Here is an 18,428-nt window from a genome sequence, read left to right on the forward strand (position 1 = left end):
ACTATAAGAGCCGACGCAGTGTCAAATGTCTGGTATTTGTGGATTTACGTTATTTAGTACATAATGAATAGTGAAAAAGTTTGGTAGTTGAGCATAGGGTTGTTATAGTGTATAATTTCTATAAGTATATTATGGTTTAAAATCGTTTAACACCTTAACCATATTACAAAACCAGATAAAGAGGATACCAAGCATGAGGGTAATGAGACCATTAAGATGGGATACAATAACAGAAAAGTTTATAAAATATAAATTAGGAATTGGCTTAGTACTGATTCTTTGTGGTCTGTTTTTTACCAATCAGACCTCTTATGGTGAGGCCATATATTTTACATTAGAATCCTTAAATGAATATGAGACCATTATGCTGATCATCAATCCGGATAGTGGTGATATTATAGCTGGTAGTCAAGGTGCTAGGACATTTTATGGCTATGAACATATGAGTGGCATGAATATTAAATCAATTAACATCTTGTCTGCGGAAGAAGTCGATGCGGAAATGGAGCATGCTTATTTGGAAAAACGAAATTTTTTCCATTTTCGTCATAAGTTAGCTAATGGTGAGATTAGAGACGTACATGTTAATTCTTATGCCATGATGTTGGACGGTGAAGATGTCCTGGTTTCAAGAATTAGAGATGTGACAGAGGAAATTCATAACGAAGAAGCCAAACAACTCTATTATAGACTGACCATTGTTATGTTTTTTATCTTTGTAGTTATACTTTCAATACTCATCTATAAGCTGGATAAAGCAAAGAAAAGAGCAGATGAAGCAAATTTAGCTAAAAGTAGGTTTCTTGCCAATATGTCTCATGAGATTAGAACGCCTATTAATGGTATGTTGGGTTTTTTGCAATTGTTACAAGCATATCCAATGAGTGAAGAACAAGAAGAATTAATAGATGGTGCAAAAGTATCTTCAAAAATGTTGCTTCATGTCGTTAATGATATACTTGATTTTTCTAAAATTGAAGCTGGTAAATTACAGTTGGAACAGATAGCCTTTAATCTTAAGCAAATGGTTGAAGAATCGGTGTCCATTTTTAAACCAAGTGCAATGGAGAAGGGGATTGATCTTATAACGCATTTCCAAAGCGGGCTACCCCACTATGTTGTTGGAGATCCTATGCGACTTAGACAGATTTTATATAACTTGCTGAGCAATGCTATTAAGTTTACCCATAAAGGTAAAGTTGAACTTCGGTTAAAAGGTATTATAAAAGATGAGAATCAAGTATTTTTAACCTTTGAAGTTGAGGACACAGGGATTGGCATTACTCCGGATAGTTTGGCGTTATTATTTGAGTCTTTTAGTCAAAGTGATGTATCGACAACAAGAAAATTCGGTGGTACAGGACTGGGACTTACAATCTCTAGAGAATTGGCTACCATCATGGGTGGGGATATACATGTGGACAGTCAATATGGAAAAGGTACTGTCTTTTTCTTCGATATAACACTACAAACGGATAATCATAGTTTTGAACACGAAGTTCAAGAGCATTTGGATGATTCCTTAGAATCAAATGAAAACAGTTACACTTTTACAGAGCAACCGAGTATTCTCGTGGTAGAAGATAATACCATCAACCAGAAGTTAATTGTTAAGATGTTGGCATCAAAGGACCTTGTATGTGATTTGGTATGTCATGGCAAAGAAGCAGTTGAAGCCTTTATTCACAAAACCTATGATATCATTTTTATGGATTGCCAAATGCCGGTTATGGATGGGTATGAAGCTACCAAAAAAATTCGACAGATAGAAGATGGGAGACGTCGTACGAAAATTATAGCCATGACAGCCAATACTTTGGAAAGCGACCAAAAAAAGTGTATGGAAGCAGGTATGGACGATTATATCAGTAAACCCATAGACTTTCACACGATGTTGAAGTTTATTCATCACCAATAAGTGACGAGAGTAGTGCATAAGTTTTCGGACATAATGTCTTGGTGATGATTAAGGAAAGGACACATATGACGTATTTGAAAAAATATACAGATGGACAACCCATAAGTCGCAGAGCTTTTTTACAAGATGTGCTTATATGTTCCTTAGGAGCATATGGAGGACCAGAAGCCCACATGGGCGTGTTTATTGATCAGATGGTGGTTAAAAAGCATTATCTGAGTGAAGAAGAATTGATTGAGCTTATAGCCTTATGTAGTATCTTACCGGGACCTACCAGTACTCAGACTATTGTTTCAATTGGCTATAAAACAGGAGGCCCATTTTTAGCACTACTCACCATGTTGGTCTGGGCACTTCCGGTACTGATACTTATGACGCTTCTCTCATTCTTGTATCAGTTTTTTGAACATATGAATTTAGACAAAAACAGCCTTCGTTTTATAGGTCCCATGGCAGTAGGTTTTATTGTCATGGCGGCTTACCGAATTAATAAAAAAGTTGTGACAGACAAAATGACTTTTGCCATATTTTTATTTGGTGCTATCGTTACTTATTTAATTAGAGCACCATGGATTTTCCCCTTAGTACTCATTACAGGTGGTATCGTTAGTGTTGTAGCAAGTAAGGAGAAAAATCTATGGCGCCGTGTAAAATTACACCCACCTTGGGTCTACATACTTGTTTTTTCTTTTATAGCTGTGGCTAGTATTGTGCTAACCTTAACGTGGGATCATATTCTTATCCACCTTTTTGAAAGCTTTTACCGTTATGGCTATTTGGTTTTTGGCGGTGGACAAGTGGTTGTGCCGGTCATGCACAGTGAGTTAGTGCAAGTGAATCAATATATGACCAATCAGGAATTCTTAACAGGATATGGTTTAGTTCAAGGTTTGCCGGGACCGATGTTCAGTTTTAGTGCTTATGCAGGTGGTATGGCTGCCAGATCAGGCGGTCCTATTATTCAGATTCTAGGAGCTGTTGCTGGAGGCATCGGGATATTTTTACCTGGATTACTGCTTATATACTTTGTGTATCCTGTATGGGAGAATCTAAAAAAGATTAAAGGTATAAAAGTCTCCTTAAAAGGTATCAATGCCGTTGCAGGTGGAATGATAGGTGTTGCTGCCATCATTTTAATGCAACAAAGTGGTTTGAATCTTGAAAATATCGTGGTTACGTTACTGACGGTCTTGATACTTATAACGAAAAGAATTCCGGCACCATTTATGGTGGTGATCGTGATTGTTGCAGGCTTCCTTATCGGTTAATACATAACTTAACCATAGCATTTAATGAATGTATTGGAAGGTGACGTATATGTTTTTGATGATCATGAACAGCTTAATGGATTTTCGACGCTCATGGAGGAAATATGTCGCTCTTGGTTTGGGTTACCTTTTAATAACAAGTTATTTATTTGTTCCGGGACTGGCTTATCTTTTTAATCGTCTATTAATCGTTTCTAAAACGGGTGTACTTCTTAATAGAGATATCTTCAAAATACTATTAAATTATAAAAGTGCATTTGGTATATTAGTATTAATGGTTATAGCTGTTATATTTGTTCTGATTGAACTCGGTACATTAACGGTCCTTGCTCATAAAAAATACTATAATAGACCGGTTTTGATTACTGAGGCAATGGCAACTACTTTTCAAGTGTTGCATCGTTTAATAGGTTTTGGCTTTCTTTTACTCATGTTTCAATTTATGGTGGCCATACCTCTCGTTAATTTTCCGGTCAAACCGGTGATCTTAAATCAAATCAAGGTACCAACTTATTTTATAGAAAATATCATGGTGTATGGTGTCATAAAAGTTATATATTGGAGTGTTGTCATCCTGCTCGCTTATTTTTTATTAAGATGTATCTTTGTATTTCATGAGATTTTGTTAGTAGGAAAAAGTACATGGCAGGCGATTCGGTCTAGTTTAGCTCTTACAAGAGACTTACATCAATCCATTTTATTCAAGATGGTTATGATGAATTTAATGCTATTTGGTGCTTTGACAGGTATTTTGACCATCCTGTCTTTTCTTTTTTCGGGGTTTGATACGGATGTGAATTATCAACTCAACCAATTTTTAACGAGTATTTCGGGCTTTTTGTTATGGACGTATACGCTTTTAATCATGCCAATCAATATCTTGTTCCTAACGAGGCTATACTACGAAGTAAAAAGCAAGAACGGTGTTATATACAAAGATTTTCTAAGAACTTCAAGATGGACACTGATATCTAGATTAGAGTGCTATTTGAGAGATCTATTAAAACCACGTCGTTTTTTATCAGCTTTCATGGTGATGATCAGCCTTTTCTTATCTTTTTATATGAGTCACACATTAAACCAAGATTTATTATATAAAGGTAGAGGTATTGAGGTGGCGGCCCATAGAGGGAAAACAGGAAATACACCTGAGAATTCCCTGTCAGCCATTGCTTTGGCACTTGATTCGGGTGTTGATGTAATAGAAATGGATGTTCAATTAACACAGGATCAGGTTGTCGTGTTACATCATGACTTAAATCTAATGAGAATGGCAAAAATACCAAAAAGAGTCTCTGAAATGACCTATAATGAATTGTTAGAATTAGATATTGGTAGTGATATATCCACAGAATATAGGAATGAAACCATACCGAAACTTGAAGATGCAATCACCATGATTGATGGTCGCGCATCTATGTTAATTGATATAAAGGCTTATGGATATGAAGCAGAAATGGCAAAAATCATTGTTGATATCTTAGAAGAGGCGAATGCAATAGAGACGAGCTATGTTCAATCCTTTAATTACAAAGTTTTGAGTGAGATTAGATCATTAAATTCAGATTTGAGAATTGGCCAGATTATGTACTATGCAGTTGGCAATCTGGATTTATTAGATGTAGATTTCTACACTGTACAAAAAGATATGCTGAGTCAAGAATTTGTGAGGAAAGCACATCAAATGGAACGTGGTATATGGGTGTGGACGGTTAATCGTGAATCAGAGATTAAAAAAACACTACAATTTGATATTGATGGCATCATTACAGCCAATGCAGAACTTGTTAGGGAGGTACTTGGATTGAATGAACCTTTAGAGGAAGTAACGTTAGAATAAAGCACCATAAATATTTGATTAAAGATTAAGAATATTGTAAGAATTATAGCAAGTACTTTGACCGATTTGTAGGATAGACTATGAATGTGTCAACAGGAAAGAAGAGGTAAACGTGTGGAGAAGATAAAGATACTTGTTTGTGATGATGATAAGGACATAGTGGATGCAATTGCTATTTATTTGGAACATGAAGGCTTTGAGATTGTAAAAGCTTATGATGGCTATGAAGCACTTGCTGCTATGAGAGAAAAGGCAATTCAGCTTATTATTATGGATATTATGATGCCCAAGTTAGATGGTCTAAAGGCAACACTCAAAATACGTGAAACGATGAATTGTCCAATTATTCTTTTGTCGGCTAAGTCCGAGGATACAGACAAGATTATCGGACTCAATTTTGGTGCGGATGATTATATGACAAAGCCATTTAATCCTTTAGAGTTGATTGCTAGAGTGAAGTCACAACTCAGACGTTATAACCATCTAGGCAGTGTTCCTCATCATCAAAACATCCTAAAAACAGGAGGACTTGAGCTTGATATGGAATGCAAAGTGCTCTTTGTAGATGGTGAACAAGTGAATTTAACACCCACAGAACTGGGAATTCTACAACTGTTGATGCGTCATATGGGTCGGGTCTATTCGATCACGGAGATTTATGAGCATGTATGGGAAGAGGAAGCAATCGCTGCTGAAAATACAGTTGCTGTCCATATTCGCCGAATCCGTGAGAAAATAGAAATTGACCCCAAAAATCCAAAATACGTAAAGGTGGTATGGGGCATTGGCTATAAAGTTGAAAAAATTATTTAGACACATGATAACAAAAGCGTTAGTTTTATTGATGATGGTTGGTGGTGTTTTCATTGGAGCTTGGGGTTTTTATAACATAGCTATCATGGAAGATGCTTACCAAAGTGAAAATTTTTATGAAACACAACAATTTGAAGAAGATTTGGCACGTTTGGCACATAACATTGTTGAAAAAGAGCTGGTTTTAACAGATGAGGCGAGTATTCTTGCTCTTGAGATACCAGAGGAAGAAAAAAGTGAAAAGGTTAGACGCTTACGCATTATCGAACATAACTTGAAGCAGGCAAAGGATTTAGACTATATGCTGGTATCAAAGATGACGAAACGGGTCATCAGTAATATATCAAAGTCACAACAAACTTCTATTCTTGATCGTTCTATATATGTGAGATGGGATTATGCATCGGTTGAAACAAGTTTTAATCCGAATTTTGGACAAAACTATTTTTCAAATGGTATCAATGAGGATATTCAAAGGCTATTAGGTTTGAGCCAACATGAATTAATCGTAGCAATAAAACCGGAGCTTGACCCAGCATCACTATATTTCGGTGAGCCTTATAACACTTTTACCAATTTTAAGCAGCACCAAAATGAGTATTTTATTGGGATAATCATTGGTTTATTTCTAATACTATTTGGTACGGTATATTTAACGGTGTTTACAGGGAATGAGAATGGTCGCAAGCAATTCTATGATTATATTCCTTTTGAGATACAAGTGATTCTTGCGTTTGTTTCGACAATACCGGTGGTTGCCATCGGTGAGCAGATGCATACTATCAATCAGTTTATGGATCTGATACCTATCCTTGTTGCTCTAGTTACAAGTTTGCTGTTTTGGTTTTTCTGCTATTTATCGACTGTACGAAGAATCAAAAGGGGCGCATTTTTCAAGGAACTACTAATCAGTCAAGTCCTGATAAAGATCATTGAAGCTATGACCTATGATAGGAAGCAGGGGAGGCTAAAGCCATGGCTATTGCTACTCTTAGTGGCCTATGGCGGCATGAATATGTTTTTTATTCTTCTATTCTTAGTAGGGTTTAATATTGGTATAACATTTTTGTTATCTCTACCTATGTTTATTGCTTTTAATATAATCGTACTCCTATTTGTAAATGAGAGAATCCGCACGCTGAATAAAATGATGCATGCGACCAAGGAACGGGTGAATGGACACATTAATTATCCCCTTGAGACAAAGTCTTTGACGAGAGAATTTCGAGAGTGGGGAGAAGAACTCAATCAACAACAGATCGGTATGGAGAAAGCCCTTGAAGAAGCAATGAAGGGTGAGAGAATGAAGACAGAATTGATTACGAATGTGACCCATGATTTGAAAAATCCATTAACATCAATTATTAATTACGTAGACCTATTGAAAAATGAAGAAATCGATAGCGATGATGCAAAAAATTATCTGCAAATTCTAGAAGAAAAATCCTTACGCTTAAAGAGTTTGATAGAACAATTGGTGGAGGCTTCGAAAGCCTCAAGTGGCAATGTTGAGATAGATCTTGAATCCTTAGATGCCTATGTTTTGCTACAACAGGTGATTGGGGAATATGAAGAAGCATTTGCAGATAAAGGTTTAATCATGGTAATGGATGAGCCCATGCCGCCTTTTATGATAGAAGGTGACGGACGGTTGTTACATCGTGTTATGGATAATCTTATGGCGAATGTGGCCAAATACGCCCTCGAAAACACTCGGGTCTATATTAGTTTCATAGAAAAAGAAAAAAACGAATCTCATGTGGCCATCGAAATTAAGAATATTTCTAAAGAAGCCCTTAATATGGCACCTGAATTATTAACAGAGCGGTTTATTAGAGGAGACAGATCCAGACATACGGAAGGCAATGGCCTTGGCTTATCCATTGCAAAAAGTTTGTCAGAAGCCATGGGCGCAAGTCTTGATATTGGTATTGATGGTGATTTATTTAAAGCAACATTGACATTTCCTTGTATCATAACGAATGCAGAGCTTGACCAATAGCAGATAATAAAAGCTGACAAAACCAAAGAGATCATCATTATGGCGATTCTGATAGTTAAAATATAGATACTATATTATTCGGTTTTATCATAAAATATAACTATGAATCATAAATAAGTAAGATTAATTGATTATTATTGGCCGGTCTGATTTGACTGTAGCATCAATATTTGTTATACTAATGATAGTTATGGAATGAAGTAGGGTCGTGAGTATTGAATGCATGAGCTTTTTTACGTATATGATGTATCTACCATATGTGGGTTGAAGTAAATGTGTTGCTAAGTGAAAGCGTGCTTGAAAAATTATAATTAGAACTGGGACTTGGTTAGGATCAAAAGGTCATGACCTATACTATAATATATGGTATAAAACGAGCGTAAGCGAAGTTTAAGTACTCTAACTCTATCACAGAGTTAGAGTACTTTTTATTTTATCAATATAGAACTAGAACCTGAGAATTAAGTTGTCTGCTTGATCAACACCATCAGTCATCTTTAATTTTTTTTGTAAAAAGGTATGAAACCAAGGAGGAAACATATGAAGGCACTAAAAAACCAAAGTTCAAGAGAAAACTGGTATGATTGGAAATGGCAACTCAAACACGCCATTACATCCATAGAAGAAGTTGAAAAGCTGTTGAAAACGGATTTTAGCAAAGAGTTTGGAGAAGACTTCAGGGATAAGTTAGAAAAAACCGTCGATATTTTTCCACTTTCTATTACACCCTATTATTTTTCACTCATTGACCAGAAAGACTTTATTAATGACCCGGTATTTAGACAGGCTTTCCCGGATGTTCGGGAACTGGATATATGCACATCCGATATTGAAGATCCATTAGGAGAGGATAAAGACAGCCCTGTAGAAGGATTAACCCATCGTTATCCTGATCGTGTTTTGTTTCACGTAAGTAATCGATGTGCTATGTATTGCCGTCATTGTACCCGTAAAAGAAAAGTCGGTGATACAGATTACTGTCCATCTCTTAAAGATTATGAAAGCGCGATCGCTTATATAGAAGAACATGTAGAAGTCAGAGATGTACTACTCTCAGGAGGCGATCCCTTCTTATTACCAGATGAATTAATAGGAAGCTTACTGGATAGATTGGCAAATATTAAGCATGTTGAAGTCATTCGAATAGGAACCCGAACACCGGTTGTATTACCTTTTAGAATTACAGAAGCATTGGTAGATATACTTAAAAAACATAAAAACTTATGGATCAACACCCATTATAACCATCCAAAAGAATTGACAAAAGACTCTATAAGAGCCATAGACAAATTGGTTGAAGCAGGAATACCTATGGGGAACCAATCCGTATTGCTTTCAGATATTAACGATTGCCCTCAAGTTATGAAAGCTTTGGTTCGTAAACTGGTAGCCAATAGAATCCGACCTTATTATTTATATCAATGTGATTTATCAGAAGGACTTGAACATTTTCGAACCAGTGTAGGTAGAGGGATTGAGATTATGGAAAGCTTACGAGGCCATACAAGTGGTTTTGCTATTCCAACTTATGTCATCGATGCACCAGGCGGCGGTGGTAAAATACCTGTTATGCCGAACTATCTAATTTCATGGTCAACCAACAAGATTATCCTAAGAAATTATGAAGGTGTCATCACCACTTATACAGAACCAAGAGCTTACGGTCATAGGGACTGTGATTTAGACTGCGCGGCATGTGACTTGCACATGAAAACCAGCTTGGATGATCCTTATGAAGCTACGGGCATCGAACAACTTCTATCGGACTACACAGACGTCATGACTTTGACGCCGGAAGAAATCAAGGCATAGGAGGCATAGAATATGAAAGATACTATTGAAAAGAAAGATACTATTGAAAAGAAAGATGGATTCACCATCCATCACGGCACATATAGTGATCGAATCTATGTCATGTCCTATAACCCATCAGAAACAAAGAAGATGTTGGATTATGTTCGGAAATTGGGTGAAGATAAGGCGTACGGTAAGATTATTATTAAGGCGCGGGAAACAGATCGTGTTCTACTTCTAGATGCGGGTTTTACAAAAGAAGGTGAGATAGAGGGCTATTATAAGGGCACAGACCCCTGTCTCTTCATGGTTAAATACTTAAAACCGGATCGAAGAGGGGTTCGTAAAAAGGCAAAAATTCTAGATGGTATTGATAAAGCAAAAGAAAAAAAGACGAATCTAGATGATTTTAAGTGGCCAAACTATACCTTCAGATCTTTAGGAGAAGAGGATATAAAGCAAATGATTAAGGTTTATGAAGAAGTCTTTCAGTCTTATCCTTTCCCAATATATGACCCAAATTACATTAAGAAAACCATGACGGAAGATTGTCAATATTTTGGTGTATTTGATCAAGAAAGCTTAATTGGCCTTAGCACATGTGAGATTAACCACAAAGAGAAAAATGTCGAAATGACCGACTTTGCGGTGTTACCTACTTACCGAGGCCATAAGTTAGCGAAAGCCTTACTTATAATCATGGAAAAAGCGATGATTGAGCAAGGTATATCAACCCATTATACAATAGCAAGAAGTCAATCCCTGCCGATGAATATGACCTTTAGCAGTTTGGGTTATCATTATGGCGGTACATTATGGAACAACACTCAGATAGCAGGGAACATAGAATCAATGAATATATGGGTGAAGCAAATAATTGAGTAGATAAAGTTGGAAAAAGTTCAAACTCTAAATAGACATATCAGTGTGATATGCCTATTTAGGGTTTGACTTTTTTTGGGCAAAATGATAACATCCCATTAGTATCAGACATCAAGATGACAGCTAAAGTGACGGCAATTGCGATTTGCAAAACATGGGAGAGACAATCCGAGAGCATGTTTTAAAAAAATCCTTTCTTATTTTCTAAAGAGAGCAATCTCATAAACTAAGGAGGATACAAAAATGAAAATCAGAACAGCAGAACCTTTTAAGATTAAGATGGTGGAACCAATACACCTCATATCTGAGGCAGATAGAAACCTTAGATTGAAAGAAGCAGGTTATAACCCATTTTCACTAAGAGCAGAGGATGTATATATTGATTTGCTAACAGATAGCGGAACAGGCGCTATGAGTGACCATCAGTGGTCAGCTATGATGATGGGGGATGAATCCTATGCCGGTAGTCGAAGTTTTTATCGGTTAGAATCTGTGGCAAAAGAGATTACAGGATGTAAGTACATTATACCCACCCATCAAGGTAGAGGCGCTGAACAGATCATGTTACCAATCTTCGTTAAGAATCCGGGTGATTATGTCATTAGCAACATGCATTTTGACACGACGAAGGCACATGTGGAACTTGCAGGTGCTAGAGCCATTAATGTTATAGATGCTAAAGCATTTGATACGGATATATATGATGATTTCAAAGGGAATTTTGATATAGCTTTGCTAAAGGCAACGATAGAGGAAAAAGGTGCGAACCAAGTGGCACTAATCATTGTTACAGTAACTTGTAATTCTGCCGGTGGCCAACCGGTATCAATGGCAAATATTAAAGCGGTCAAAAAAATAGCAGATGAATATGGTATCAAAGTCATGTTAGATGCAGCAAGATACGCAGAAAATGCTTATTTTATTAAGATGAGAGAAGCAGGCTATCAGGATAAGACCATAAAAGAAATATGTAAAGAGATGTTTGCGCTATCAGATGGCTTTATGATGAGTGCCAAGAAAGACGGCCTTGTCAACATGGGTGGTCTCATAGGTATTCGTGAAGATGAAGTACTTTATACAAATGCAAGGTCTTTATGTGTGCCTCTTGAAGGTTTTCCTACCTATGGCGGTTTATCCGGTAGAGATATGGAAGCTCTAGCTGTTGGTCTTGAAGAGGGTACGAATTATGAATATCTGGATTATCGTATAACACAGGTTGCCTATTTGGGTGATCAATTAAGAGCCGCAGGTGTACCGATTCAGCATCCGACAGGTGGACATGCGGTCTTTGTTGATTGCAAAAAAATATGTCCCCATATACCCTACCACGCTTTCCCGGCCCAAGCGGTCTGTAATGAGGTTTATCTCATTGCAGGTATTAGGGCAGTAGAAATTGGATCTTTTCTTTTGGGTAGAGACCCGGACACAGAGGAGCAACTTGAGTCACCTTTTGAGTTTATGCGTTTGACCATACCAAGACGCACCTACACCAATAGGCATATGGATGTGGTAGCGGATGCGGTTATAGCAACGTATCAAAAGGCCGATGGGTTAGCTGGGTTGTCATTTGAATATGAGCCCAAGGTACTAAGACATTTTACTGCACGTTTGAAACCTATGATATAGAATAAAGCAACATGGAGGCATTATGAATAAAAAATGGCTTATAAGTCTAGTCCTGCTAATTATTATGACAGGATGTGGTACGAAAATAACTCTAAAACCGCCGGTTGACGATCAGACCACTGCTACAGTAGAAGTGAATGAAGGCGGTATGGAAGTTGATTATGAAGACGAAACAGAATATTTAGATTTCGAAGGTGTTCTGGAGGAAACAACAGAGGAAACAGCAGATGACACCGGAAAAGATGAGCAACCGGAATCGACAAGGCCCAATCAAGAAGTAGTGGAATCAGATATAGTGGGTTATCATGATTTGATTGTTGATTTATCAGATAAAAGTATCGATGTGGATATAACCGATCCACGGCTGTCAGATCTGGTAAAACACTTAAAAACCAATCCATACAACTATACACTAAAGCAGATTGGCAAAGTCACACAACCGGATCATTTATTTGCATTGGTGAACAAACTGAATCAATTACCGGAGAGTTATATTCCGAATGATTTACGTGAACCTCAGGTTCGCTTTAGTTTTTCCGGTCCCGATGAAAAAAGAAATCTAAGGGACGTAGCTGCATCTGGTCTTGAGACGATGTTTGAGGCGGCGGATACGGCATCTATTCAGTTGTTTGCCTTATCCGGTTACCGTTCTTATAATAGGCAAAGAGACATATATAATAACAATGTAAGCACACGCGGTGTTGAAGCAACAGACAAAGTAAGTGCAAGACCGGGTCACAGTGAACATCAAAGTGGATTAGCAATGGATATTACCAGTGCGTCAGCAGGGTTTGATTTGATTTATGCTTTTGGTGAAACAGAAGAAGGTATTTGGGTTCAAGATCATGCACATTTATATGGTTTTATAGTAAGATACGGTAAAGATAAGACACCGATTACCGGATATGATTACGAACCATGGCATTTGAGATATGTGGGTTTGGACTTGGCCAGCTATATTTACGAGCACCAAATCACATTGGAAGAGCTATATATCAATGTAGAAAAAGCCATAAATCTTCAATAGAGTGAAGGTGTTAAACGATAGGGTAAAACTTTACATACAGAAGAAGAGGTGAAAAGCTGTGCTAAATCATACAATAGACCTATATAATTTGACCTTTTATTTCTTTATTTATAGCACATTGGGTTGGGTGGTAGAGGTAGTCTATGCATTTATGAAGCATGGAAAATATGTTAATAGAGGTTTTTTGTATGGTCCAATCTGCCCAATCTATGGTGTTGGTGTAGTTACCATATATCTCTCTATTCATAAATTGAGCACTTTATTCTTAAATGGACAAGCACCCTCATGGTGGATGTTATTTATTATGGTAACAGTGGTCACAACAGGTCTTGAACTCTTTACAGGTTCTGTCATGAGCTACTTGTTTCATACCAGATGGTGGGATTATTCTGACCGAAAATTTAATCTTGGAGGGTATATATGTTTAGATTTTACACTAATTTGGGGTTTAGCAGGAACACTATTACTTCAGATTGTACATGTAAGAATAGCCAATATGGTCGATGGTATTCCAAGGGATATTGGGAACTCGGTATTACTTATGCTCATGGCGTTTTTCATAATAGATGGCACATCTACGGTCAGAACACTGATTGATTTTAGAAGATTATTGCTTGAGATAGATAATATTGCAAAACAGTATACGCAAATCAGGAGTAATTTGGTCTTAGAGATGAGTCGGTTAAAAGATGAAATGACGGATCGGATTAAAACAGGTGTTGAAAAGAAAACGGATGAAGCGGGCCAAACACTTAAACACATACAAGAACAGCTTAAAGAACTACAAGTACATGAATTTATACCGGATCATCCGGTAAAGAACATTATTAATGAACTCATAGATGAAGATATGAAACTTAACATTAAAACTAAGTTTGAATTCAAAAGTATTCTAGACCATTATGAGAATCTTTCGAATCGATTCTCCAAAAGCAGACTCTACAATGCATTCCCTGATATGAAATCCATCAAGTATAAAGCACTTTTAAAGGATGTTAGAGATAGAAAGAAAAATAAAGGGAATAGAACGCTATGACAAAGAAGCTTAAGCTAATTAGACGATACCAAAGCTGTGTTAAGGATATGATCAAACATGAGAAAGTGAGATCTATGGAAGGCTATATTGCTCACTTTGATGTGGACACATTGGCTCATAGTCTTTTTGTATCTTACTGGAGTTTTTTAATTTGTAGGAAATTGAAGATGGATTATCGATCGGCTGCAAGAGGCGCTTTGCTTCATGATTTTTACTTGTATGATTGGCATATACCTAATATCAGAGAAGGCTTACATGGTTTCACACATCCGGCAACCTCACTTACCAATGCAAAAAAGTATTTTAAGATTAGTGATTTAGAAAAAGACATTATTATTAAGCACATGTGGCCACTAACCATCTTACCGCCGAAGTATAAGGAAACCTATGTGGTTATCCTAGTTGACAAAATATGCGCTACCCTTGAAACGTTTAAGATTGTTAATGGGAAAAAATTAGCAAGCCTCAAACACGAGGTGCTAGATTCATAGAAAAAGTTAAAAGACACAGTTTAATCGAATAAGATTAAGCTGTGTCTTTTATTACTAATCTAAGGCAATGGGTAAATCGATATCTATGAAAGAATCTGCAGTATCATCAGTATTATCATTATCCTCGTCATCCTCATCATTGTTATCAGGATTTTTTCGATTGTTTCCGTTCCCATTACCATTATTCTCATCCTCTATAACATTATCTTCATCCTCACCAAATGGATTGTCATCATCCGGTTGAGATGGACCATGAATATTACAATATTCTTCAATCATAGTGATGGGGAATTCATAACCATAGTCTCTGATTCTAGGTCGATTAACCGGATCCCATTCTTCAGGTGCAAAAGGAATGCGTCTTTGGGTGAAGACCTTATCCACTAAAGTATCTTCAGGACAATACTCATTTGGCATAAGTCCGGATTCACTACAGAGGGTAACTTTTATGTGAACATCACATGTTTCTTTGGGCTCGGTACCAATAGCAAAATATTCGGTTCGCACCGTACTGCCTCGTGGATCGGAATCACATAGGCCAGGTACAGCTAACTTACCGGATATGGTGCAAATATTTTTGGTGACAATGCCATCCGGTACATTAAATTTTCTTGTTTCAAGATTTTCATGAATCTGTGCCATGACACTTTGCCATAAGATCTGTTGGTAACTTTTATTATGGGCCATCCTTTCAGGTGTATCATGACCAAGCCAGATACCTGCAACATAATAAGGCGTAAAACCAACATAGGCCAAGTCTTTGGAGTCACTGGTAGTTCCCGTTTTTCCTGCGACAGGCATATCACTAAGTCTTGTTGTTTTACCGGTTCCTGTTTTTACAACATCTTCCATGGCATTGGTAAGAAGGAAAGCGGTAGTTTCTTTCATCGCCGAATGGGTTTCTGGCTCATTCAGTAAAAGAAGTGTCCCGTCATGACTCAAAACCTTAGTATAAAAAGTCGGTTCAATATAATTACCTTTGTTGGCAATGGCGCCGTAAGCTGCCGTTAATTCAAGGAGTGAAACACCTCTAGTAATACCGCCAAGTGGCAAAACAATATTCTTGTCGGAATAAGTTTGGCCATTAATTGTTTCGTTTTCCACTAAGGAAGAGAAGCCAAGATTCTTCAAATATTCAAATCCGGTCTCAACACCAACAGCGTTCATGGTCTTTAAGGTAACAATGTTCATAGACCACTCGATACCTTGACGTAGGGTGGATAAGCCCCAATAGTTGAATGTTGCTCTTTCATACCAGTTTTTAGGGGAATAGGTAGAACCGTCACCAAGCTTTACGGAATAAGGGACATCATCAAATACAGTAGCAAGGGTCATCCCAGCGGTATCAAGAGCAGGAAGATAAGCTGCAAGTACTTTAAAGGTAGAACCTGGTTGCCTTAAAGACATGGTAGCACGATTTAAAGTCTGATTACCTATTTTTTCACCTCGGCCGCCGGTTATAGCTTTAACATGTCCGGTATAGTAGTCCATGACCACCATAGCCGATTGAGGTTGAGGAATGAGTAACGATTTATCTGCAATCATGGTATCTGTGCCTGTAACCCAGGTTTCTTTTAATAGATCCATATGTGCATATGCCTCTTCATCAGTTTGAAAAAGGGTCTCATCGTAGTAGTGCTTCACGCCATCTGCTGTCTGAACGGAAACAGAATACATGAGCATAACGTTGTAGTCGTCTTCAAAGGGCGGAAATGTTTCTTCATCAGCGAAGGACTGGTCCATAATACCTTGCATGGTCATGTCTTGGGTGGTATAAATATCAAGACCGCCCCGGTATACTAGGTTAATAGCCTGAGTATTAGTATAGCCCTTCTCCGCTTCAAGGTCAGCGGCAACACCACGTATGACCTCATCAACAAAATAGGAGAAATCCGATTGCTCAAGAAAAACTTGGTTGGTGACTTGAATAGAATCATAAACTTTTTCATCAAGGGCAGTCTGAAGTTCTGCATCTGTAATTAATCCTTGTTCGTTCATGTAATTCAAAACGATTTCTTGTCTTATTCGGTTATTTTCCGGTTGAGCAACTGGTTCATAAGCTGTTGGTCTTTGGGTGATGCCGGCGATTACAGCAGCTTCTGCTATGGTCAATTCAGACACATCTTTGGCAAAGTAGCGGTTAGCCGCTGCCTGGACGCCATTAGTACCACGACCGAGTCCAACGGTGTTTAGGTAGAGTTCGAGAATCTCATCTTTTTCCATGACCTTTTCTACTTGTATGGCCAGATGCTGTTCTATAATTTTTCGATTAAAGCTTTTTTCGGAAGTTAGGATATTGTTCTTAATGACTTGTTGAGTGATGGTACTGGCACCTTCACTTAAATTACGTTCTTTTAGGTTGACGAAAACAGCTCTAAAGATACCCCTTAGATCGACGCCATTATGTTCATAAAAGCGTTGGTCTTCAATAGCTACAAATGCATCTTTTACGTGGGTTGGAATTTCGTCGATATCTACATAAATCCGATTGGATTCACCTGTAGAAAGCTCTTGGATAACGGTACCGTTTTGGTCTCTTATGAAGGATGTATAGCCTGTTGGAACCAGATCATCATAGTTTAATTCAGGTGCATCTTTTAAGATAGAAGCAACCATAATTGCAACGACGGCTAACCCAATAACACCAAGTGCCAGCATGCCTAGAAATATATTTCTAAACAAAACTTTCTTATTTGTTTTATTTGCTTTTTTTGCTTTTTTCAGTTTTAGTTTTTCTCTGGCACTTAATTGACCGGAGTTTTTCGATGGAACTTTTTTTTCTTGTTTCATAGTATATGCCTCCTTACACCAAGAGTATTATATCAAATATTCATGAAAAAAGAAGCATATTTTTGTGGAATTAGTCAAAATTTAATATATTGAAATTGGTAATCTATCATATTTAGGTGGTTTAAGAATATAGAGAAGCTTAGTTTTGAAACTTTTACTGTTAGACGTTAATAATTAGCATGAATTATGAAAAATATATGACGAAAGGATGACATAACCACAAAAAATGTTTATAATATAGTTAGAAAATAATAGGAGTGTGGTGCATATGTACTGTCAAAATTGTGGTGCGACATTACCAGATGAGGCCCAGTATTGTAATAAATGCGGCAGTAAACAAGAAAATAGAATGGTTGGTTATTCCCCAAAAATACAAGACCCTGCCTTTTTGAAGTACTTGAAGAATAGCAATCGATATGCGATGATCTTTGCAATAATAGCAGCCGTGATAGCCGTTGCGGCCTTTACCTATTATGGAGAGACAAGCAGTGAGATGGATAATCCGGAATCCATGTTCATTGGATTCGGCATCGGTTCTATGTTTTTGTTGATTGCCATCTTTCAAGTGGTAGGCAAGAAAAAAAGTAAGACATGGGACGGCACAGTCATTAATAAGACAGTTAAAAAGAAACAGAGAAGACAGAATTCAGGTGAAAATGATTATTACTGGGTTACTTATGTCGAGTATGACATATCGATCCGAGATGACCGTGGTAAAACCCATCATATCATGTCAACGGATGATGCTACTTTGTACAATTACTATACGATCGGTGATAGGATTAGACACCACGGAGGACTTAATACATATGAAAAATATGATAAATCCAGGGACACGATTATTTTTTGTAATGCTTGTGCAAGTCTAAATGATATAAAAAATGATACGTGTTTTAGATGTGGTTGTCCGTTATTAAAGTAGTTTAAGAGGAGGGAATGAG

13 protein-coding genes are annotated in these 18,428 nt (G+C 37.3%); 12 read left to right on the forward strand and 1 reads right to left on the reverse strand.

Annotated elements, in window-relative coordinates:
- Positions 1-202 precede the first annotated feature (202 nt).
- The 11 genes from PATL70BA_RS11880 to PATL70BA_RS11930 all read left to right on the forward strand — a co-directional run bounded on the left by PATL70BA_RS11880 (position 203) and on the right by PATL70BA_RS11930 (position 14,697).
- A complete protein-coding gene (locus tag PATL70BA_RS11880) occupies positions 203-1,918 on the forward strand; it encodes an ATP-binding protein (protein WP_172596225.1) in 1,716 nt (571 codons plus the stop codon).
- Positions 1,919-1,983: 65 nt separating this feature from the next.
- On the forward strand, positions 1,984-3,186 hold the full coding sequence (gene chrA, locus PATL70BA_RS11885; RefSeq protein ID WP_125137561.1) for a chromate efflux transporter: 1,203 nt from the start codon (positions 1,984-1,986) through the stop codon (positions 3,184-3,186).
- 49 nt (positions 3,187-3,235) lie between these two features.
- Positions 3,236-5,026 carry a glycerophosphoryl diester phosphodiesterase membrane domain-containing protein gene (locus tag PATL70BA_RS11890; RefSeq protein WP_172596226.1) on the forward strand — a complete coding sequence of 597 codons (1,791 nt, stop codon included), beginning with the start codon at positions 3,236-3,238 and terminating at the stop codon, positions 5,024-5,026.
- A 123-nt stretch (positions 5,027-5,149) separates the two neighbouring features.
- Positions 5,150-5,839 (forward strand): response regulator transcription factor, encoded by a 690-nt coding sequence (locus tag PATL70BA_RS11895; protein WP_125138483.1) that lies wholly within the window; start codon positions 5,150-5,152, stop codon positions 5,837-5,839.
- Between the two features lie 4 nt (positions 5,840-5,843).
- Positions 5,844-7,841, forward strand: a complete 1,998-nt coding sequence (locus PATL70BA_RS11900) for a sensor histidine kinase (RefSeq protein WP_172596228.1) — start codon at positions 5,844-5,846, stop codon at positions 7,839-7,841.
- A 540-nt stretch (positions 7,842-8,381) separates the two neighbouring features.
- Positions 8,382-9,653, forward strand: a complete 1,272-nt coding sequence (gene kamA, locus PATL70BA_RS11905; protein WP_243115916.1) for a lysine 2,3-aminomutase — start codon at positions 8,382-8,384, stop codon at positions 9,651-9,653.
- 12 nt (positions 9,654-9,665) lie between these two features.
- Positions 9,666-10,520, forward strand: coding sequence for a putative beta-lysine N-acetyltransferase (gene ablB, locus PATL70BA_RS11910; protein ID WP_125137565.1), 855 nt, complete (start codon positions 9,666-9,668; stop codon positions 10,518-10,520).
- Positions 10,521-10,760: 240 nt separating this feature from the next.
- Complete coding sequence (locus PATL70BA_RS11915) at positions 10,761-12,143, forward strand: tryptophanase (RefSeq protein WP_125137566.1); 1,383 nt, start codon at positions 10,761-10,763, stop codon at positions 12,141-12,143.
- 22 nt (positions 12,144-12,165) lie between these two features.
- Positions 12,166-13,170 carry a M15 family metallopeptidase gene (locus tag PATL70BA_RS11920; protein ID WP_125137567.1) on the forward strand — a complete coding sequence of 335 codons (1,005 nt, stop codon included), beginning with the start codon at positions 12,166-12,168 and terminating at the stop codon, positions 13,168-13,170.
- A 58-nt stretch (positions 13,171-13,228) separates the two neighbouring features.
- Complete coding sequence (locus tag PATL70BA_RS11925; RefSeq protein ID WP_125137568.1) at positions 13,229-14,206, forward strand: putative ABC transporter permease; 978 nt, start codon at positions 13,229-13,231, stop codon at positions 14,204-14,206.
- Positions 14,203-14,697, forward strand: a complete 495-nt coding sequence (locus PATL70BA_RS11930; RefSeq protein ID WP_125137569.1) for an HD domain-containing protein — start codon at positions 14,203-14,205, stop codon at positions 14,695-14,697. Before PATL70BA_RS11925 ends, PATL70BA_RS11930 begins: the two co-directional genes overlap by 4 nt.
- Before the next feature lie 54 nt (positions 14,698-14,751).
- Here PATL70BA_RS11930 and PATL70BA_RS11935 read toward each other — a convergent pair whose 3' ends face one another.
- Positions 14,752-17,487, reverse strand: a complete 2,736-nt coding sequence (locus PATL70BA_RS11935; RefSeq protein ID WP_125137570.1) for a transglycosylase domain-containing protein — start codon at positions 17,485-17,487, stop codon at positions 14,752-14,754.
- A 268-nt stretch (positions 17,488-17,755) separates the two neighbouring features.
- On the opposite strand from PATL70BA_RS11935, the gene PATL70BA_RS11940 reads away from it, so the two are divergent.
- A complete protein-coding gene (locus PATL70BA_RS11940) occupies positions 17,756-18,409 on the forward strand; it encodes a zinc ribbon domain-containing protein (protein ID WP_125137571.1) in 654 nt (217 codons plus the stop codon).
- The last annotated feature ends 19 nt before the right edge of the window (positions 18,410-18,428 follow it).

This window comes from Petrocella atlantisensis (genome assembly GCF_900538275.1).
Taxonomy (GTDB): domain Bacteria; phylum Bacillota; class Clostridia; order Lachnospirales; family Vallitaleaceae; genus Petrocella; species Petrocella atlantisensis.

Excerpts from the sequence above, each read along its gene's own strand:
- PATL70BA_RS11920 (WP_125137567.1), top strand. The coding sequence starts at position 12,166 with ATGAATAAAAAATGGCTTATAAGTCTAGTCCTGCTAATTATTATGACA.
- PATL70BA_RS11940 (WP_125137571.1), top strand. The coding sequence starts at position 17,756 with ATGTACTGTCAAAATTGTGGTGCGACATTACCAGATGAGGCCCAGTAT.
- PATL70BA_RS11935 (WP_125137570.1), bottom strand. The coding sequence starts at position 17,487 with ATGAAACAAGAAAAAAAAGTTCCATCGAAAAACTCCGGTCAATTAAGT.
- PATL70BA_RS11900 (WP_172596228.1), top strand. The coding sequence starts at position 5,844 with ATGATAACAAAAGCGTTAGTTTTATTGATGATGGTTGGTGGTGTTTTC.
- ablB (WP_125137565.1), top strand. The coding sequence starts at position 9,666 with ATGAAAGATACTATTGAAAAGAAAGATACTATTGAAAAGAAAGATGGA.
- PATL70BA_RS11930 (WP_125137569.1), top strand. The coding sequence starts at position 14,203 with ATGACAAAGAAGCTTAAGCTAATTAGACGATACCAAAGCTGTGTTAAG.
- PATL70BA_RS11880 (WP_172596225.1), top strand. The coding sequence starts at position 203 with ATGAGACCATTAAGATGGGATACAATAACAGAAAAGTTTATAAAATAT.
- kamA (WP_243115916.1), top strand. The coding sequence starts at position 8,382 with ATGAAGGCACTAAAAAACCAAAGTTCAAGAGAAAACTGGTATGATTGG.
- PATL70BA_RS11915 (WP_125137566.1), top strand. The coding sequence starts at position 10,761 with ATGAAAATCAGAACAGCAGAACCTTTTAAGATTAAGATGGTGGAACCA.
- chrA (WP_125137561.1), top strand. The coding sequence starts at position 1,984 with ATGACGTATTTGAAAAAATATACAGATGGACAACCCATAAGTCGCAGA.
- PATL70BA_RS11890 (WP_172596226.1), top strand. The coding sequence starts at position 3,236 with ATGTTTTTGATGATCATGAACAGCTTAATGGATTTTCGACGCTCATGG.